The sequence below is a fragment of the Bacillus cereus group sp. RP43 genome, from assembly GCF_040459645.1.
GTDB lineage: Bacteria > Bacillota > Bacilli > Bacillales > Bacillaceae_G > Bacillus_A > Bacillus_A mycoides_C.
The window spans coordinates 36,073-55,668 of sequence record NZ_JARVHQ010000001.1 but is presented as its reverse complement, the minus strand read 5'-3'; the positions used below and the strand labels follow the sequence as shown (position 1 = coordinate 55,668).

The following is a 19,596-nucleotide window of genomic DNA, read 5'->3' as shown; positions in this document are numbered from 1 at the left end:
ATATACGTATGTTCTTTTTTAAGGGATACGTATGCTTTTTTGGCCTTCTCATCATATCAGGTGAGAAGGCCTTTTGTTATTCTTCCATAGCGACTGTAGAAGAAAATAAGGAGGAGTAATAATGAACATTACTACTGATGTACAATCATCAACAGAGGAGACGAAAGAGAAAAGATATAAAACATTATTTGGCTCTGCACTAGGATACGCTGCAGAAGGACTAGATATGTTGCTCTTATCTTTCGTACTTGTCTACATTCTAAAAGAATTTCACCTTAGCCCTGTCGAGGGAGGGAACTTAACATTAGCCACAACAATTGGGATGTTAATTGGTTCCTATTTATTCGGATTTATTGCTGATTTATTCGGTCGTATTCGTACAATGGCCTTTACGATCTTGCTATTTTCACTAGCAACCGCACTTATTTATTTCGCAACAGATTATTGGCAATTATTAATTCTTCGCTTTTTAGTTGGAATGGGCGTTGGTGGTGAATTTGGGATTGGAATGGCCATCGTAACAGAAACATGGTCTAAAGAAATGCGCGCTAAAGCGACATCAGTTGTTGCACTTGGCTGGCAATTTGGCGTCCTGGTTGCTTCACTCCTTCCAGCATTTATCGTCCCGCATTTTGGATGGAGAGCTGTTTTCTTATTTGGATTAATTCCCGCTTTATTAGCTGTTTATGTCCGTAAAAGTTTAAGCGAACCGAAAATATGGGAGCAAAAGCAACGTTACAAAAGGGAATTGCTCCAAAAGGAAGCTGAAGGTAATTTGACAACTATTGAAGCGGAACAACTAAAACATATGAAAAAGTTCCCACTTCGAAAGTTATTTGCAAGTAAAAAAGTAACAATAACAACAATTGGTCTTATTATCATGTCATTTATCCAGAACTTCGGATATTATGGAATTTTCACATGGATGCCAACTATTTTAGCGAATAAATATAACTATACATTAGCAAAAGCAAGCGGTTGGATGTTCATTTCTACTATTGGTATGCTAATTGGGATTGCAACTTTTGGTATTCTAGCCGATAAAATTGGCCGCCGCAAAACATTTTCATTATATTATATTGGCGGTACTATATACTGCCTCATTTACTTCTTCCTATTCACAGATGCGACATCACTGTTATGGGGAAGTGCCCTACTTGGATTCTTTGCAAATGGAATGATGGGAGGATTCGGGGCAATTTTAGCTGAAAACTATCCTGCCGAAGCTCGCTCCACAGCGGAAAACTTTATTTTCGGCACAGGGCGTGGATTAGCTGGATTTGGACCGGTTATTATCGGATTACTCGCTACGGATGGCAATCTACTTGGAGCATTATCCCTAATTTTTATCATCTATCCAATCGGATTGATTACGATGCTATTATGTGTACCAGAAACAAAGGGAAAAGTGTTAGATTAAACGTAAAAGAGGAAGCATCTCATTTAAGATGCTTCCTCTTTTCAATGTTTATTTATCATTTTGATTTACTAGCCTTCTGGAATAAGAAAGCAGTTTTATCTTTCTCTTCTACAATTCCTTGCTTCAATGCTAATTCTCCTGCAACTTTAGGAGCTAACCATAGCATCGGAAATAATAAAATTGATACAGGAACAGCCGTCACTACAATAAAGGATTGTAGTGCATTAATACTTCCCTCACCCATATATAAAAGAATTGCTGCAACTGCTCCCATAATAAGCGACCAAAAAATTCGTAAGCTAATTCTAGGATCTCCATCTCCAGTCACTGCCATTGAGATAGAATAGGCCATTGAATCTCCTGTTGTTACTACAAATAAAATTGTTAATAAAAGAAATGCCGGTCCAATAATATTAGAGAGTGGCAACTGCTGCGTAATTGCAATCATAGCTGCCGGCATACCGGATTCACTTAATGCAGCCGAGATAGAGCCAGGCTTCATTAACTCATAAAACACACCTGATCCTCCCAAAATCGTAAACCAAAACGTTGTAATAATAGGTGCAATAATTCCAATTGCAACGATGATTTCTCGAATCGTTCTTCCTCTTGAAATTCGACTCACTAAAATTGCCATCATCGGTCCATATCCAATAAACCATCCCCAGAAGAAGATTGTCCAAGATCCTAACCAACCTGTATCCCCGCGATATGTGCTCATTGGAATAAATTCATGCATATAAAATCCAAACGAAGAAACAAATGAATCAATAATAAATCCACCTGGTCCACAGAATAACACAAACACCATCAATAAAATCGCTAGTTTAACATTTAAATCACTTATTATTTGAATCCCTTTATTAATTCCCGTTACCGCAGATATAGTAGAAACGGCTACTACACAAATAATAATTGCTAATTGAGTAGTAAACACATCAGGAATTCCAAATAATGCTTGCAAACCATAACTTGCTTGTAATCCTAAAAATCCGATTGGGCCAATTGTTCCTGCAGCTACCGCAATAATTGCAAACACATCGATCATCGTTCCAAGCACACTCTTTCGCAATTTCTCACCGAAAATAGGATATAAAAGTGTTCGAGGTTTTAATGGCATACCTTTATGATAATGCCCATACATCATAACTACTGCACTAATTGTTCCTAAAATCGTCCAAGCTAAGAAACCCCAGTGCATATAACTTTGTGCTAAGGCAGGCATGACTGCTTCTTTCGTTCCAGCAGATATACCTTCATGTATTGGTGGCACCGTCATCAAATGATACATTGGCTCTGCTGCTGCCCAAAAAACGCCACCTCCGGCAAGTAATGTAGACATAATAATAGCGAGCCATTTTGCCGTACTAATCTCAGGTTTTTCTAATCCCCCAAGTTTAACTCTCCCATATTTCGAGAACGCCATACACATCGCAACAATAAATGTACCAATTAATAAAACCTGCCAAAAGGCACCAAAATATTTAATTGAAGCTGCAAAACTGCTATTAATGACTCCCTCTACATAACTTTTATTTAAAATAACTGCAATTACAAATAATAAAAGTGAGCCACCACTAATAAGAAATACAGGCCAATCCGTTTTTCGACTCTTCATCCTCATTTACACTTCCTCCTTCCTCAGCAATCTAAAAAAACAACTTTATTATGTTGTATCGTTTACACCCAAAACACAATGATTATATAAGTATAATAATTAATCGATTTTCCACACACTTATGTTGTCCCTAAAAATATGCTAAATCCCTTATTTAAAAGAAAATTTCTATTCCTATTACATAAAAAAGCAAAACAAAAGACCTTATATTTCTATAAGGTCTTCGAAACAGAAATTTGATTATAACACAAGGAACTTCTTGGTTCAAAAAGACCCTTCCAAAAATAACCGATAGTAAAGGCTTCCATTTGCTACGTAACAGTAATTAAAAAAAATTATATTTTGCAGAAGAAACCCCTATACTAAATATCATTTATGAAAGAAATTCGGCTTCAAAATTTCATTTGGATACGGTTTGTGATAAATATGAGTGGTAGCTGGCGACAACGGCGGAATGAGCCACACCCAATTCCCTGTTACAACCCGTCCACAAGCAGCTTCTTGCTTCTCAAATTGTTGAAATTGTTGTGCAGCCGTATGGTGATCCACAATACTAACTCCTTGTTTTTTAAAGGAATGTAATACAGCAATATTCAATTCAATCAACGCCTTATCTTTCCACAACGTACCGTTTCTCGATGTATCTAAATCCATCATTTCCGCAACAGCTGGGAGTAAATTATAACGATCGTGATCCGCTAAGTTACGCGCTCCAATCTCCGTTCCCATATACCATCCATTGAAAGGGGCAGCTGTATAAGAAATCCCGCCTATTTCTAAGCGCATATCTGAAATCATTGGTACCCCATACCATTTCACTCCTAAAGATGAGATTGGGTACTCTGGATGTTCAATTGGCACCTCTTTCACTTCTTTTTTAGGAATTTCTTTATATACAGGCTCTTTTCCATCAACAGAAAATACAAGTGGTAATACGTCAAAGTTTGTGCCTTCTCCTTGCCACCCAAGACCTTGGCATAAATCAGTAAATGCGACAGAGTGGGAGTCACCGATTACTCCCATTTCCGTTTTGTATCCTGCATATCGAATTAATTGATGATTATAAAGTCGTATATTATTCTCTTCACCTTGATATTGCTTAAAAATCGTAATTGTCGGTTTAACTTTACCATCATTCGTCGCGTATTTAATATGATGAATTAATGCATTATATACACCTTCTTCATCATTTACTTCACGCGCATCTAATATGTGCATCTTACTCCAAAACAATCTCCCAATGCATCTATTACTATTACGCCATGCCATTCGTGATCCATGAACAAGCTCTTCAAATGTATGCTCATACGTGCCCGTCTTTTCTATCTCTATTAAAATTTCTTCCATACGCTCTTTTATTAATTGCTCTTTATTAAGTTCCTTATAGCAAATAGTAATAAAGTTACTTGCTTCCTCTATTAATTGTTTCGTTTTACTCATAAACAATCTCCTTCTATCTCAACAAGACACTACTACTTTACAGTATAAGCAAAAAGGATAAGAGTCACAAACGAAAGTGGAAGTGTTACTTTTATTGTAATATTTTTCAGAAAATTAAAGAGATTACTATTGACTTGCATGAAAAATAGGTGTATTTTTGACTCAGGTAAAATATTTTTACCTAGACCAACTTTTAGAGAGAAAGGAGGGAATGTTATGTCTTCATTTCAATTGCCAAAACTTTCATATGACTATGATGAACTAGAGCCATATATCGATAGTAACACGCTTTCTATTCATCATGAAAAACACCATGCGACATACGTAAATAATTTGAATGCCGCTTTAGAAAACTATACGGAATTACATAATAAATCTTTAGAAGAGTTACTATGTAATTTAGAAACTTTACCAAAGGAAATTGTTACAGCTGTCAGAAATAACGGTGGTGGACATTATTGTCATAGTCTTTTTTGGGAAGTAATGAGCCCACGAGGTGGCGGCGAGCCTAATGGAGACGTTGCAAAAGTAATTGATTATTATTTCAATACCTTTGACAACTTAAAAGATCAACTATCCAAAGTAGCCATTAGCCGTTTTGGAAGTGGATATGGATGGCTTGTCCTTGATGGTGAAGAACTTGCTGTTATGAGTACACCCAATCAAGATACACCTCTGCAAGAAGGTAAGATTCCATTACTCGTCATCGATGTATGGGAACATGCCTATTATTTAAAGTATCAAAATCGACGTCCAGAATTTGTTACCAACTGGTGGCATACAGTGAACTGGGACCAGGTAAATGAAAAGTATTTACAAGCAATGCAATCACAAAAACATTAGTCGTGCGTATAAGGTAAGTTTGGTAATGTAAAATTAGTATTGTAAAAATCCTCCAGAATCCCCCGGATTGCCACCGGGGGATTTATGATTACTTCAGTATATTTATGTAATACTGTAAAACATTTTTTATTTCTGTATTTAATTCTCGGAACGGAAATCCTAATTCGCGAGCCTTTCTATTATGTAACGTACAATTAGTTATTTCATTATAAGGTGCTATATTCTCTCCTGCTTCTTGAATAAGAGCTTTTGTCCCGCTGTTTTCTTCTATGAAACAAATAACTTCTCCCATGGAAATCACTCCATTACTACAAGCATTAATTGGACCTTCTATGCTTTCCATTCCGCACCATGCTAAAAACTCTCCTGCTTCCTTTTCATGTATAAATGACAACTTTCCATCTACATGATCCACAAAGATAGGCTCTTGTTTCATAACATGTTCAACGTAAAATTGTAATCTTTTCGTATAATCATTTTCTCCAATAACAACTGGAAAACGCACTGCAACGACTGGGAATGTTGCATGTTGAAATAAAACTGCCTCAGCTAATCGCTTACCTTCACTATAATTGAAATCATTCCTACCTCCATACGTAATTGTATACTCGTACGGATTGAAGTTTTCTTCTAACAGGCCTAGCGCAGGCTCATAGACAGCCATTGAAGATGTCATAATGTATTTCTTCGTTTTTCCTTTTAACACTTCACATACTATCTTCGCTGTATTCGAGCTATAGCATAAATTATCGTATACGATATCATAACTTTTATCTTCTAGACGCTCTTTTAGTAGCTCTTCATCTTCTCTATCGACAATCAATCTTTTTACCGCACTACCGAAAGAATCTTCAGTAACTCCCCTCGTAGCAATCGTTACATTGTGTCCAGCTTGCAACAGTACTTCTACTAAATGTTTACCAAAAAACCTTGTTCCCCCTAGTACCAATACCTTTTTCAAATTCATCATCCCCTGTTTTATAAAATTGAATATTGTAAGTTACTACCTTAATTATAAACTTGAGTATAAATAAAAAGCATGGAATCATTATAAAGATTCCATGCTTTCTTACATACGATACTTTAACGTACTCGATATTTAAAAATACAATAGCAGCAATATAAAATAGAAATTACTGATACATAAACCCATAGTTCATATACGAAGCCCTCGCCCCATACTCCCATAAAATAAAAGAGTGAAGGCAACGTCAATGTTACCCATGATTGTACAAAGGCAATTCTGCCAAGATATTGATTGATATTCTTTTTTTGTGCATTTAATACAAAGAATAAATACCAAAGTAATGCCCACATAAACCATGTTAACGCATTAACAACATCGTGGAATTGAACAAATGAAACAACCATATAGAATAAAGCAATAATTGCTACCCAAATACAGAACCAGCCTAGCCCACTACTATCCATTCCTTTAATAAAAGTAACGCCTACATATAAATAAGTTAAACCAAATAGAAAAGTAGCTGCGTATGAATATACCGTCCAGTTACTTTGATCAGAAATCATAATCAAATAGAACGGAATGATAATTTGTAATGCCCCCACAAATAAATTAAAAACACCTGCACTTTTCATCTCTACTTTGCCCAATATAACAAGACTATTTAAAAATAAAGCTGCACCTGAAAGTAATAATCCTACGTAACCCATATATATTCGTGTGAAAGTCTTTCCCTTTCACACTTTTAACCTCCCCACAATATAAAGTGATCCTTTATTATTTTTCTTCCTATTTAAAACTACATACATAATTTTTAATCCGAACAAGTCAGACTTCCTACCTTAAAAAATAACGAATTTAAAACGCTTTCAATAATAAATAACCCTATCAGAACATTAAATAGGATTCCTTGATTATAAACGTACTCTAACCATGATACAAGTATTGGAATTCTTTTCAAGATTACGTTTTTTATTTCTATAAAAAATTAGTAGGGTGATACATTTTCCCTATCTCACTCTACTAATTTCTAACATAGAATATTATAAAGTGAAACTTTAATCAGTGGGAGCTTTACTGCCCACAAATAGCGGGATAAAATGGGCTGGTCAGTAATACATTCATCTTTATAAGATAATCGTATTACTGACCTAACAATTTCTATTTATCATAAATATCATTCGGATTAATTGTAGGAATAAATCCATTTATAGAACTATATTTTTTAGATACGTTATCTGGAGTAACAGTAAACGTTATAATTTTATTACTTTGTTGTTTAAAATAGCGCATCCAATTTTGACTCCATTCATCTTTCGCAATAACTTGTTTATTGAAGTCTTCCCACAATACACCATGTATAAAATTCAAGGATGTATTTTTGATTGTGTCAAATCCCCAATTCTGTATAAGAAGTAGGTTGGAATCAACACTTTTAATTTCTTTTAATAAATTTACATATGCTTCTCGGAATTTTCCTTGTGTAGCTGGCTGATCATAAAAATAGTCATCAATATCACCAGCTGTATCTAAAAACACCCCATCTATGCCTTTTCCAATAATTTGCTGTTTTACTTTATTAACAACAATCCCACGGTAATGTTCATCAGCTAAGTTCATAATATATGTATTCCACTGCTCAATCTTCATTTTCTTACCGTTTCTATAATAATAGTCTGATTCAACTACTTGTGACTTATGCCACGCTTCTAATTCTAAAACGCTAACATAACCAAGGACTACCGTTCCTGATTTTTTTAATTGCTGAACTTGTTCTCTCGTAAATGCATATGGCTCTATAATAACCATGTCATACGTTGAAAGTCTCTCAATTACTTGCTCATTTGCTTCACCATAATAAATTTTATAACTTCGTACATTTTTTAAAACTGGTTCCACAACATTTGCTTGTGCGGATGTACTTGAGGAAAAAATAAAAGAAAATATAGCTAAAAAGCATATGGAACGTTTCCACTCCATAATAATATTACCCCCTATACAACTGTAATTTTTTATCGTTTTAAATGTTAATACAAATATAGTAATACCATAACATTTTACATTTTTTCAAACTCGATATTTTATAAAAATTCCAATAAATACAATACATTAACAGAAATTAGAATTTATTTCACTTGAATTTACTACATCCCTGTTGATAAAATGATTTGGGCTTCATATATTATATATCTTAAAATAATTCTTTTAAATTATGTATTTTATTTCAGTGTACTATTCCTCAAAATTAAAATTGCAAACGAAAGAAGGGATTTTTTTATGCACTATAGACAATCTAATTTATTCCAAAAGATGATTGAACCTACGATTCTCTTTATTGCCCTATTTTTTCTCTCAATACTAACTGATTTTCTAACACCAATGTATGAATACTTCTTGCTCTTATTTATTACATTAATTATTTCTAGCCGGTATGGCATATCTATTTCCCTTTTCACCTTTCTAGAAGCAATGATTTACATTTTTATAAGCGGTATATATAAAGAAAATGATGTATTACTGTACTTTTATTCATCAGATTACTGGATAAGTTGGATTTTCTTACTTGTTATTAGTTTATGTTGTGGACTAATGAGTACTTCACAAAAAGAACGTTATGAAGATGTACATATGATCAATAATGAGCTGAAGGCTGAAAATAAAGAATTAAAATATGTTGTGAAACAATTGGATGAAACACGTATTACACTACGTTCTCGCGTACTTGAATCAAATAACCATTTATCTAAAATGTATCATATGTTTAAAGCTTTAAATCATACACATCCTGAAATTGTACTCGATGAAGGAATGAATGTATTAAAAATGTATTTTGGAGCAAAAAAAATTGGTATCTATCACGTCGATAACAATAAACAATCGCTTCGTATTAAATTAAGATCAGAAACTGGTAAAAATACATTATCTCAATCTATTTTTGTTAACAACGCTTCGTTAGTCATCAAAAATGCGCTAGCTCATAATCGACCTTTTTTCCGTACAGATGAGGATTTTCAAGATGCTCCACTTTTAGTTGGTCCCGTCCTATTCCAAGATGATGTACAATACGTCATTATATTAGACGAAATCGAGTTTTCAAAGGTAACTTCTGAGCAATTCGAACTTTTCACATGGTATTTACGCTGGATGGGTGATCGTTTACAAAACGCTTCTAATCTTTGGCTATCAAGTCAAGAGGATCGCACATTCCCTAAGACAAACATTTATTATGAAGATGAATTTGAACATTTACTAAAAATAGAAAAGAAACGGTACGAAACATTATCTTATCCATATTCCTATTTTGAGTTCAATGCTCCACAAGATTCTTTAGAAATAATAAATTCTATTTTAAAAGATCATTTACGATATATTGATATATTCGGTTATAGTACAACCGAGCAAAAAATTATGATTTTATTACCTGGCACTGAAGAAAAGTTTTTACTACAAGTTCAAACTCGTATACAAAATGCTCTTTCTTCTAAAGGAGTGATAGTCTAATGATTTTACTCCTTCTTTATTTTATTTACGCTATTTTAGTTTTTCTTTTATTTCGATTTACAAAAAGTTTAATTGCTGAAGATAAAAAAGGAATTATTGAATTTTGCTTAATTATCTCTCTTCTTTTCCCGCTTATCGGACTTATTGTATCAGTAATCATGTTATTACTTAATATACGAAGATCCAAAACCGAGTGGTTACAGCAATACTCTGATTATGTTGCCTTTCACGTTGATAATTACGAAGATATTTTGGAATCAGCTAAACAAGATATGGACTTAATTTCATTTTCTTCTGGATTAGAACTAGATAAGCCTGAATTACATAAACAACTCATTGTACAGTTAAGCTCCTCCTCTATTTCTAATGAAGGTGGATTATTGAAAGAAGCAATTCACCATAAAGATCCTGAAACTGTACATTACGCAGCAACTACTATCAATTTACTAAATGAACGGTACGAAAAACAGATTGAATACTTAAATAGGCAATTTTTACAAAATCCACAAAATGAAATTGCAAAGGAATTGGTTTCTAACTATTTAAGATATATAGACAGTGGTCTCCTTTCTAATCAGCAAAAAGAAAAAGTAATCGATGAATTTATGAATTTTATTACACAAAGTGTAGAACTATTCCCTAACGAGTCTCTTTACCCTTTCCAACTTGGAAATCTGTTTCTACACACAAAACAATATGCAAAGTCTGAAGAACAATTTTTAAATCTTATTCACTTCTATCCTGAATCATATTACGGTTATGTTGGATTACTTGAAATATATTATGACCAAAAGTTATGGGACAAGCTCTATAACTTAATCAATAACCTAATAGATGCAAAAATAATTAATATACTACCGCGTAAATATCAATTATTTGTAAGGCAGTTTGGAGGCACACACATTGAAAAAGGGGATTAATATATATATCGGGATTATTAGTATCATTTTATTTCTCTTAATTTTATCCATTCTTATATATCGAACAGAAAATTTTTATCAAAAGTTTTCTGTTCCTAAAGCTAAAGAAACAGATACTGTTAAAACACTCAAAGCAAAAGATGTAACTCAAAATGGACAGAAAATGCAATTATACGTTTTAAAAACGGATAATACATTGGGACAACAAGTCGAATTTAATACGAAGAAGGCAATGGATTACGCACATCTACACTATAAAGATATTACAGCTAATGAAATTAAGGGACTTAATCCCTCTCCCTATACAGGGATTATTATTACAGGTGAAATAATGGAGCAACTTCCACAAGCTGATATTCAAAATTTTGTACAAATGGGCGGAAGGATTATTATCGCAAACCGACTTGATTCAGATCCTTCCTGGAACGCCCTATTCGGTATTACAAAAAAAGAAGGATTCAAAGATGCGAAAGGATTAACTTTTGAAGAAGTTTTATTCCCTGGTTATCCAAATCTCTCAAGTTCTTCTGCATTGTTTACTCATAGCTCAATGAATATTATGCTAGATGAGAATACCACTAATACTTGGATTACGGCAGAAGATACTCCCATTCTTTGGACCAATGACTACGGTGAAGGAAAAGTCTTATATTGGAATACAACAGCATTGAACGATAAATTAGGCAGGGGTATGTTCGTTCAATCACTGGGTACTATTTTCCCGGCTTTCGCTACAGCGCAACTTGGAGCGGAGATTATGTATATCGATGACTTCCCATCTCCGATTCCAAGTGGAGAACTAAAAAACTTAACAACAGAAAAAATTTCTGTTGAAGAATTTTATAAAAAACATTGGTGGAAAAATATGAAGGATATCTCTGAAGAGCTTGATATTAAATATACGGGTGTTGCAATTGGGACATACCAAAATAAAGTAACGCCACCCTTTGAAGATTTCACAGGTAAAAATAGAAATACCTATTTATTATTTGGGCGAGAATTATTAAGTCACGGCGGGGAAATAGGTATTCATGGCTATAACCATCAACCTTTATTATTACCACCAGACCCAGTAGATAAAGCACTTGAATATGTTCCGTGGAATTCAAAAGAGGATATGGAGAACTCCTTAGATGCTCTACAAAAACTCGTGTATAACTTCTTTCCAAACGAAAAATTAAAAACCTATGTACCACCATCCAATATTATAAATACAACTGGATTAAGTGCATTAAACGACGCGGTTCCAACTATGGAAACAGTTGCTTCTCTATATGTGGGAGGTAAAAGTAACGGCAGTTTAATTCAAGAATTTGGACCAGATGAATATAACAAAAACATTTATCACTTCCCGCGTATTACGAGTGGCTATGCTATCACAGATGAAGAGCAATTTATCTTAACTGATGTTACCGCAAATTTAGGGGTTATCTCACATTTCGTCCATCCAGATGATATCCTTGATGAAAAACGCTCAGGTGACTTAACATGGGAAGAATTATTTAAAGCTTATAAAACGACAATTAAAGAAATCAAAGAAAAATATCCTTATATAAAAAGTATGACCCAAAGTGAAGCAACTGCTTCTATGAAAATTTATCAAACTGGTGACCTAGATGTTTCTTATGAAGATGATGCTGTTCACATTGCATATAAAGGGTTACCAAACCATACTTCAACAATTATACGTGTAGAAGAAGGTAAGAAGATACAAACTGGCTCATTCTCTTACGGTACGGTTAAAAAACTTGATTCCCAAATTTATAGCGTTACGTTAACGAAAGCCAGCGCTACGATCCCAATTAAAGGAGAATAACAGATGAGAATAGGTTTGGTCGTCGAAGGCAGCTACCCCTTTGTAAGTGGAGGGGTAGCAAGCTGGGTTCAAATGATTATCCAGCAGTTTAAAGAACATGAATTTACGATTTTTGCGATAGTCCCTCAAGTAAAAACAGAAGATGAATATCAATATGAAATTCCAAGCAACGTAAAAGATATCATTATGATTCCTTTGCAATCAGAAAATGAATCAAAACATATAAAAACTAATTTAACTGAACAAGAAGTACAGACACTTCAAAAATGGTTTACATTTCAAGCCAACGATACAACAGCATTACAAATATTAGGGGATAAACAAAAGCTAGGAACACTCCATTCCTTCTTCGAAAGTCGTGAGTTTTATGAAATTGTTAAAGAAAGCTATTTATATGAAGAAAGTAGTGGTTCCTTCTTAAATTATTTTTGGATGTGGAGATCTATGTTCACACCAATCATTCAAATTTTACAAATTGATTTTCCTGAATTAGATCTTATTCATTCTGTATCGACAGGTTATGGCGGACTGCTTGGTGCTGCAATTAGCGCCAAATCTGATATACCATTTATTCTAACTGAACACGGTATTTATTCTCGGGAACGTGAAGAAGAAATACTACAGTCTACTTGGATACCAATTGAATACAAAAAAAGATGGGTTTCTTTCTTTCATCACTTGTCTCATCAAGCATATGAACAAGCAGCTGATGTAATTACGTTGTTCGGCCGAAATAGTGCATATCAAAAAGAATTAGGTGCCCCGGCTCATAAACTAAAAATCGTTCCAAATGGCGTTACTTTATCTGACTATAAAGGGTTACGTAAACCAAAGTATAATTCGGATAAACTCATCATTTCCGCTATTATACGAGTTGTGCCAATTAAAGATGTAAAAACAATGATTTATGCAGCTAAATTATTATTTGAAAAAAATATTCCATTTATATTTTACTTACTAGGTCCTGATACGGAAGAAGCAGAATATGCTCAGGAATGTCGTGATTTAATTCAACAATTAGGATTAGAAGAGCATGTAATAATGACCGGCAAAGTAAATATTAAAGATTACTTAAAACAAACAGATATTCTCGTATTAACAAGTATATCTGAAGGACAACCATTAGCTATGTTAGAAGGAATGGCAGCAGGATTACCATGGGTTGTTACAGATGTTGGCTCTTGTAAGGAATTAATTTACGGACAAGATGAAGATCCTTACGGACAATGTGGATTTGTTGTACCACCTGTATCTCCTGAACAAGTTGCCATTCATTTAGAGTGGTATTATCGTCACCCTGAATCCATTCAACAATTTGGGGATAACGGGCGCAATCGTATTGAAGCGCATTATCAATTATCAGGTGTCGTTGATAGTTATCGTAAGCTTTACTTAGAAAGAGGTAAAAAAACATGGCAGGAATAGGGTTTCGTTTACAAAAATTATTCCAAGAAGACTACTATTCTTCCAGAATAAAAGCGTACGGATTTTCATTATTTGTTACAGCTGGTCCTTGGTTAGTCGTTATTTTAGCGGTAACAGCTATTCGATACATTTTAAGTTTGTTCCATTCTATTTCAATTGAGGAACAGCGCCTTTTCACCATTTCAATTTCATACTGCTTTATTTTTTCTCAAATCATATATGGTGCCTTGCAGCTCATCGTAACTAGATATGTGGCTGACCTTTTATACGAGCAAAAAGCTGATAAAGTATTTTCTTCCTTTTTAGGAATGACGAAAATCACACTTTTCTTAGCTATTATCTTATGGCTTTTGTTTGCAATTTTTACACCATTAGCCTTGTATTATAAAATCGTAATGCTATTTTTATTTTTAGCTTTAAACATCATTTGGATTCAATCCATTTATTTAACAGCAGCTAAAGATTATCAGTCCATCGCTCTTGCATTTTTAATTGGTTCCATTTTCTCCTTATCTGGAATTGCGCTTATCGCTTACTGGCATCCAACACTTGGAATAGAACATGGATTTGCCCTATTACTTTTAATTTCTTTTACAATCGGGACTTTCATTACATTAGTGTGGTTAAGTATAGTTATTGTACGAATGTTTCCAAATAGTGATGCTACTGAACAATTTACCTTTCTTTCTTATTTAGATAAATATCCAGAACTATTTTGGTCGAGCCTACTTTACAATATTGGCATTTGGGTATGTAACTTTGTTATTTGGTTCGGAGAAGGGCGAGGAAATATTGAAAACACATTTATTTATCATCAAATATATGATACCTCTGTTTTCTGGGCTTATTTAAGTATTATCCCAACCTATATTTTCTTCGTGGTATCCATTGAAACAAGATTTTATGAACGGTATAAGAAGTTCTTCGGCTCAGTTAACAATGGGGCAACATTAAATACAATTTTACAATTAAAAGAGTCAATGAACTTTGTCCTAAAACAAGAAATGGAACGAATACTTCGTAATCAAGGTATTTTTTCTTTACTTATTATTTTTATAATATGGATGTTTAGTTCACAGTCTGGGAACGTAACACTTGAATACTCTATTTTGCAACTGACTATAATTGGTGCTTATGCAAACGGTATGGTTCTTGTTATTACGTTACTACTCTTATATTTTGAAGATCGTAAAGGGGCATTTCGAACATCGGCTCTGTTCTTTTTTGCAAACCTGTTATTAAGTCTTCTTCTACTTCCATTTGGGTTCAATGGTTACGGTATTAGTTTTGCACTCGGATCTTCTATTACATTCTTATATGCTATTTCTAGACTCTTTACTTACATTAAAGATATTGATTACTACACGTTTTGTCAGTCAAATGCTCCTATAAAACGACGAACTTTCTTTACTAAATTTGCTAATAAACTTAATGGAAATAAATAAATAAAAATGACCTTTTGCTCCCGCAAAAAGGTCATTTTTTTATCTGTTTATTAAACTTCTAGATAGCCATTTTTGTTATTTGATTGCCATCTCCAAGAGTCTGCACACATCTCTTCTAATCCGCGTTTTGCTTCCCATCCTAATTCACGCTTCGCTTTCGATGCATCTGCAAAACATACTGCCACATCACCAGGGCGACGCTCCGTAATTTTATAAGGAACTTCCTTTTCTGAAACCTTTTCAAATGCTTCAACCATTTCCAACACACTATAACCAGTACCTGTACCAAGATTGTATGCATCTATCCCAGTAGTGCCAAGTACCTTTTCAAGTGCCTTTACATGGCCATTGGCTAGGTCTACAACATGAATATAATCACGGACACCCGTGCCATCTTTTGTTGGATAGTCATTTCCAAATACACTCAATTCCTTTAGCTTACCTACTGCTACTTGTGTTACATATGGCATTAAGTTATTTGGAATTCCGTTTGGATCTTCTCCAATACGTCCACTTTCATGCGCACCAAATGGGTTGAAATAACGAAGTAATGCGATACTCCATTCTGCATCCGCAAATGCTACATCACGCATAATTTGTTCAATCATTAATTTCGTTTGACCATATGGATTTGTTGCACTTAACGGAAACTCCTCCGTAATTGGTGATGTTTCTGGGATACCATACACTGTTGCAGATGAACTGAAGATCATCTTCTTCACATCATGCTTCTGCATCACTTCACATAGCACTAATGTGCTTGTAATGTTGTTATGATAATACGTTAACGGAATTGCTACTGATTCCCCTACAGCCTTAAAGCCTGCAAAGTGAATAACAGCTTCAATTGTATTTTCTTCAAAAATCGTATCAAGTGCTTCTCGATTTAAAATATCTTCTTTATAAAATTTAAACTGTTTTCCTGTTATCTCTTTCACTCGATTTATAGACTCTACTGAGCTATTCGAAAGATTATCTACTACTATAATTTCGTAACCGTTTTTTAGTAATTCTACGCATGTATGACTACCAATATATCCTGCTCCACCTGTTACAAGTATTGCCATAATTATAGTCCTCCATATTTCATTCATTATAAACTTCTCAAAGTATATCACATATTTCTTATCCTATGTTTATTATGCGAACACAGAAACTTACATTTTATCCCATAATTATTTTGTACAATACACGATTTAAATCAGGTAATAAAAAAACGCCACATAACAGACATCACGTGGCGTTTTTTATCAAATTACGTAACAATATACACTTAGAAAATGCGCAAGACTACCTAACAATACAAAAACATGAAAAATTTCATGGTGTCCCATATATTTAAACTCCAACCATTTTGGCTTCGCACCGTAAATAAACCCACCAATTGTATAAAAAATGCCTCCAAGTACTAAGAAAATAATACCTCCTGTACTTAAATTCTCAGCTAGCGGTGCAAAGAATAGAACGATTAACCAACCCATCAGAAGATAAATTGCTGTCGATAACCATCTTGGACAATTAAACCAAAACATTTTAAAAACAATACCACAAATTGCCGTTGCATAAACTAAACAAAATAATAGTAAACCGTTTGCCGAATTTAATGTAATTAAGCAAAAGGGTGCATATGTACCTGCAATTAATATAAAAATCATAGAATGATCTAGCTTCCTAAAGAAATAAATAACACGTTCACTGGCTACGACACTATGATACACAGCTGACGCCATATAAAGGACCATCATCCCGATACCAAATAAAATAACAGCTGTAATTGCAGCAAAAGATGGCATCTTAACAGAAACTTTCACAATCATAGCTAATAATGCAATAAATGATAATACAGCTCCTCCTAAGTGAGTAAATGCATTAACCGGTTCTCTTACATAAGCATTCATATAAACACCCCTCATATAATTACATGTAGTTTTGATAACTACTTATAATTATATATATATTATTCATACGGGTCAACATTTACATTTCATTTGTTTCGTAATACCATATTTAAAGATATACTAAACATTAAGTTCCACTAAGTTATAAAAGTGAGGGGTTCTACGTGGAAAATATAAATACATTACTTGAATCATTACATTTAGAAAAAAATATTAAACTTGAGGATATCCCAAATGTCGACTTATATGTAGACCAAGTTGTCCAACTATTTGAGAATACTTATGCGGATACAACGAGAACTGATGATGAAAAAGTATTAACAAAAACAATGATTAACAATTACGCAAAAGGGAAACTATTCATCCCTATCAAAAATAAAAAGTATTCAAAAGAACATATGATTTTAATCAGCTTAATTTATCAATTAAAAGGAGCACTTTCCATTAATGATATAAAAAGCTCCTTAGAAAATATAAATGCACCGTTAATAAACGATGATACATTCGAATTAAATACTCTATATAAAGATTATCTTTCTCTTACTGAAACCAATGTGGAAAGCTTTAAGCAAGACGTAAATAAGCGCGTTACGGAAGTAAATGAGGTTTCTTCCTTAGAAGATCCAACACTAGAAAAGTTTTTATTACTAACATCCTTCGTAACTATGAGTAATATGTATAGACGTTTAGCAGAAAAATTAGTTGATGATCTCAAAGAATCTTAAACAAAAAACTATCCACCTGTTTGAAGTGGATAGTTTTTTTGTTTATTTAATTGCTTCATGAACCTTTAATTGTTTCCCTTTAATCGTTGTGTTTTTCATGATTTTTAAAACAAGTGGTCCTTTTCCATTTAATATTTCAACGTAAGAAACATTGTCTTGTATTGTAATAATGCCTATATCTTCTGCTGTAACACCTTTAATTTTAGCAATTGTACCGACGAAATCTACCGCCCTAATTTTCTTTTTCTTCCCGCCATTAAAGTACAATTTCATAATTCCTTTGTTTAGGTCCGCATTTTTATCTTTCTTTATAATTGGTTTAGCATGTATCTTTTCCTCAAATACTGCTTTCCCTTTCATAACTTCTTCCTTTGAAGGTGCAAGCGCCTTTGGAATTTCAAAGCCGATGTACTCCTCAATCTCTTCTAAAAATCTATTTTCATACGGTGTTATGAATGTAATAGCTTTTCCTTTATTACCAGCTCGTCCCGTTCTTCCCGTACGATGTACATAACTTTCTTTTTCTAATGGAATATCATAGTTAATAACATGTGTAATATTATCAATATCAATTCCTCTAGCTGCTACATCTGTCGCTACTAAATAACGGAACTTTCCTTTTCTAAAATCGTCCATAACTTCAAAACGATCTTCTTGTACCATACCACCATGTATTTTGTCACAAGGATAGTTAACACGATCTAACTGTTTAAATACGTGATCTACATTTTCTTGTGTACGGCAAAAAATAATACAACTATCTGGATTCTCAATCGTTGTTACATCTTTAAGAAGTGAAAGCTTCTCCTCTTCTCTCGTCTCAAAAAGTGTATGTTCAATTTTATCTGTTGTAATCCCAGCAGCCTTAATTTCAATATGCGTTGGCGAATCCATATACTTACGAGATAACTTTTCAACATCTTCTGGAAGTGTTGCCGAAAATAACATTGTCATTCGTTTTGTAGGTAACTCGTCAATAATTGCCTCTACTTGATCGATAAAGCCCATATTCAGCATTTCGTCTGCTTCATCAATAACTAAATACTTCAAACACGCTAAAGAAAGAGTACCTTTTTCAATATGATCTAACACACGGCCAGGAGTCCCAACTACAATATGTGTTTTTTGCTTTAACTCTAATTTTTGACGTGCAAATGGAGATTTACCATAAACTGCAGCAGCCTTAATTCTTTTGAAGCGGCCTATATTCGTAATATCTTCTTTTACTTGCACCGCAAGCTCTCTCGTCGGTGTTAAAACTAAAGCTTGTGGCTTATTCTCTTCCCACTCCACCATTTCACAAAGTGGTATGCCAAATGAAGCGGTTTTTCCACTTCCAGTCTGTGATTTCACGACAAGGTCTTTCTTTTGCAAGGCAACTGGAATAACCTCTCCTTGCACTTCCGTTGGATGTTCATATCCTAAACCAGTAAGCGCTCTTACAATTTCTTTACTTAATGCATAATCAGAAAAACTTTTTTTACTCATATATTAACCTCTTTTTATTCTATATTATTTTCTTTTTTCGCTTTTCCTATCAATGAATCATCATATACGTTATTATCACCTTATTCATTATAC

General features: G+C 33.8%; 16 protein-coding genes. 8 read left to right on the top strand and 8 right to left on the bottom strand.

Features of this window, described 5'->3' with window-relative positions; translation table 11 throughout:
• Positions 1 to 121: 121 nt before the first annotated feature.
• On the top strand, positions 122 to 1,420 hold the full coding sequence (locus tag QCI75_RS00280) for an MFS transporter (protein WP_353759803.1): 1,299 nt from the start codon (positions 122 to 124) through the stop codon (positions 1,418 to 1,420).
• A 55-nt stretch (positions 1,421 to 1,475) separates the two neighbouring features.
• Here QCI75_RS00280 and QCI75_RS00275 read toward each other — a convergent pair whose 3' ends face one another.
• Together QCI75_RS00275 and QCI75_RS00270 are read right to left on the bottom strand one after the other, a co-directional pair.
• On the bottom strand, positions 1,476 to 3,044 hold the full coding sequence (locus QCI75_RS00275; protein WP_144505325.1) for a BCCT family transporter: 1,569 nt from the start codon (positions 3,042 to 3,044) through the stop codon (positions 1,476 to 1,478).
• A gap of 363 nt (positions 3,045 to 3,407) precedes the next feature.
• The gene (locus QCI75_RS00270) at positions 3,408 to 4,478 is read right to left on the bottom strand and encodes a nitric oxide synthase oxygenase (protein WP_353759802.1); all 1,071 of its coding nucleotides are present in this window, start codon (positions 4,476 to 4,478) and stop codon (positions 3,408 to 3,410) included.
• 216 nt (positions 4,479 to 4,694) lie between these two features.
• Between QCI75_RS00270 and sodA the strand changes: the two genes are divergently transcribed.
• Positions 4,695 to 5,321 carry a superoxide dismutase [Mn] gene (gene sodA / locus QCI75_RS00265; protein ID WP_144505323.1) on the top strand — a complete coding sequence of 209 codons (627 nt, stop codon included), beginning with the start codon at positions 4,695 to 4,697 and terminating at the stop codon, positions 5,319 to 5,321.
• Between the two features lie 88 nt (positions 5,322 to 5,409).
• Here the strand turns inward: sodA and QCI75_RS00260 are convergent, their stop codons facing one another.
• The 3 genes from QCI75_RS00260 to QCI75_RS00250 form a co-directional block, all read right to left on the bottom strand.
• Positions 5,410 to 6,288: an NAD-dependent epimerase/dehydratase family protein gene (locus QCI75_RS00260; RefSeq protein WP_425290556.1), complete on the bottom strand. Its 879-nt coding sequence runs from the start codon at positions 6,286 to 6,288 to the stop codon at positions 5,410 to 5,412.
• Between the two features lie 116 nt (positions 6,289 to 6,404).
• On the bottom strand, positions 6,405 to 6,995 hold the full coding sequence (locus tag QCI75_RS00255) for an AmiS/UreI family transporter (protein WP_000542579.1): 591 nt from the start codon (positions 6,993 to 6,995) through the stop codon (positions 6,405 to 6,407).
• A gap of 451 nt (positions 6,996 to 7,446) precedes the next feature.
• Entirely contained in the window at positions 7,447 to 8,265 is an 819-nt protein-coding gene (locus QCI75_RS00250; RefSeq protein ID WP_144505321.1) for an endo alpha-1,4 polygalactosaminidase, read from the bottom strand.
• A gap of 297 nt (positions 8,266 to 8,562) precedes the next feature.
• On the opposite strand from QCI75_RS00250, the gene QCI75_RS00245 reads away from it, so the two are divergent.
• The 5 genes from QCI75_RS00245 to pelG are packed head-to-tail and all read left to right on the top strand — an operon-like array spanning position 8,563 to position 15,392.
• A complete protein-coding gene (locus QCI75_RS00245) occupies positions 8,563 to 9,786 on the top strand; it encodes a GAF domain-containing protein (protein WP_353759801.1) in 1,224 nt (407 codons plus the stop codon).
• Positions 9,786 to 10,706, top strand: a complete 921-nt coding sequence (locus QCI75_RS00240) for a tetratricopeptide repeat protein (protein ID WP_144505319.1) — start codon at positions 9,786 to 9,788, stop codon at positions 10,704 to 10,706. The genes QCI75_RS00245 and QCI75_RS00240 overlap by 1 nt, the downstream gene beginning before the upstream one ends.
• Positions 10,690 to 12,522, top strand: coding sequence for a DUF2194 domain-containing protein (locus QCI75_RS00235; RefSeq protein ID WP_353759800.1), 1,833 nt, complete (start codon positions 10,690 to 10,692; stop codon positions 12,520 to 12,522). Before QCI75_RS00240 ends, QCI75_RS00235 begins: the two co-directional genes overlap by 17 nt.
• A 3-nt stretch (positions 12,523 to 12,525) precedes the next feature.
• Positions 12,526 to 13,947 carry a GT4 family glycosyltransferase PelF gene (gene pelF / locus QCI75_RS00230; protein ID WP_144505317.1) on the top strand — a complete coding sequence of 474 codons (1,422 nt, stop codon included), beginning with the start codon at positions 12,526 to 12,528 and terminating at the stop codon, positions 13,945 to 13,947.
• Positions 13,935 to 15,392 (top strand): exopolysaccharide Pel transporter PelG, encoded by a 1,458-nt coding sequence (gene pelG, locus QCI75_RS00225; RefSeq protein ID WP_144505316.1) that lies wholly within the window; start codon positions 13,935 to 13,937, stop codon positions 15,390 to 15,392. The genes pelF and pelG overlap by 13 nt, the downstream gene beginning before the upstream one ends.
• Before the next feature lie 50 nt (positions 15,393 to 15,442).
• Here pelG and galE read toward each other — a convergent pair whose 3' ends face one another.
• Together galE and trhA are read right to left on the bottom strand one after the other, a co-directional pair.
• Positions 15,443 to 16,459, bottom strand: a complete 1,017-nt coding sequence (gene galE, locus QCI75_RS00220) for a UDP-glucose 4-epimerase GalE (RefSeq protein WP_353759799.1) — start codon at positions 16,457 to 16,459, stop codon at positions 15,443 to 15,445.
• 183 nt (positions 16,460 to 16,642) lie between these two features.
• The gene (trhA, locus tag QCI75_RS00215; protein ID WP_000995373.1) at positions 16,643 to 17,290 is read right to left on the bottom strand and encodes a PAQR family membrane homeostasis protein TrhA; all 648 of its coding nucleotides are present in this window, start codon (positions 17,288 to 17,290) and stop codon (positions 16,643 to 16,645) included.
• A 164-nt stretch (positions 17,291 to 17,454) separates the two neighbouring features.
• On the opposite strand from trhA, the gene QCI75_RS00210 reads away from it, so the two are divergent.
• Positions 17,455 to 18,015, top strand: coding sequence for a DUF1836 domain-containing protein (locus tag QCI75_RS00210; RefSeq protein ID WP_144509007.1), 561 nt, complete (start codon positions 17,455 to 17,457; stop codon positions 18,013 to 18,015).
• Between the two features lie 42 nt (positions 18,016 to 18,057).
• Here the strand turns inward: QCI75_RS00210 and QCI75_RS00205 are convergent, their stop codons facing one another.
• Positions 18,058 to 19,503 carry a DEAD/DEAH box helicase gene (locus tag QCI75_RS00205; protein WP_144509008.1) on the bottom strand — a complete coding sequence of 482 codons (1,446 nt, stop codon included), beginning with the start codon at positions 19,501 to 19,503 and terminating at the stop codon, positions 18,058 to 18,060.
• Positions 19,504 to 19,596: the final 93 nt, after the last annotated feature.

Coding starts and splice junctions, on each gene's coding strand:
- QCI75_RS00260 (WP_425290556.1), bottom strand. CDS start 6,288: ATGAATTTGAAAAAGGTATTGGTACTAGGGGGAACAAGGTTTTTTGGT.
- QCI75_RS00280 (WP_353759803.1), top strand. CDS start 122: ATGAACATTACTACTGATGTACAATCATCAACAGAGGAGACGAAAGAG.
- sodA (WP_144505323.1), top strand. CDS start 4,695: ATGTCTTCATTTCAATTGCCAAAACTTTCATATGACTATGATGAACTA.
- QCI75_RS00250 (WP_144505321.1), bottom strand. CDS start 8,265: ATGGAGTGGAAACGTTCCATATGCTTTTTAGCTATATTTTCTTTTATT.
- QCI75_RS00275 (WP_144505325.1), bottom strand. CDS start 3,044: ATGAGGATGAAGAGTCGAAAAACGGATTGGCCTGTATTTCTTATTAGT.
- QCI75_RS00255 (WP_000542579.1), bottom strand. CDS start 6,995: ATGGGTTACGTAGGATTATTACTTTCAGGTGCAGCTTTATTTTTAAAT.
- QCI75_RS00205 (WP_144509008.1), bottom strand. CDS start 19,503: ATGAGTAAAAAAAGTTTTTCTGATTATGCATTAAGTAAAGAAATTGTA.
- pelG (WP_144505316.1), top strand. CDS start 13,935: ATGGCAGGAATAGGGTTTCGTTTACAAAAATTATTCCAAGAAGACTAC.
- QCI75_RS00245 (WP_353759801.1), top strand. CDS start 8,563: ATGCACTATAGACAATCTAATTTATTCCAAAAGATGATTGAACCTACG.
- trhA (WP_000995373.1), bottom strand. CDS start 17,290: ATGAATGCTTATGTAAGAGAACCGGTTAATGCATTTACTCACTTAGGA.
- QCI75_RS00240 (WP_144505319.1), top strand. CDS start 9,786: ATGATTTTACTCCTTCTTTATTTTATTTACGCTATTTTAGTTTTTCTT.
- pelF (WP_144505317.1), top strand. CDS start 12,526: ATGAGAATAGGTTTGGTCGTCGAAGGCAGCTACCCCTTTGTAAGTGGA.
- QCI75_RS00270 (WP_353759802.1), bottom strand. CDS start 4,478: ATGAGTAAAACGAAACAATTAATAGAGGAAGCAAGTAACTTTATTACT.
- galE (WP_353759799.1), bottom strand. CDS start 16,459: ATGGCAATACTTGTAACAGGTGGAGCAGGATATATTGGTAGTCATACA.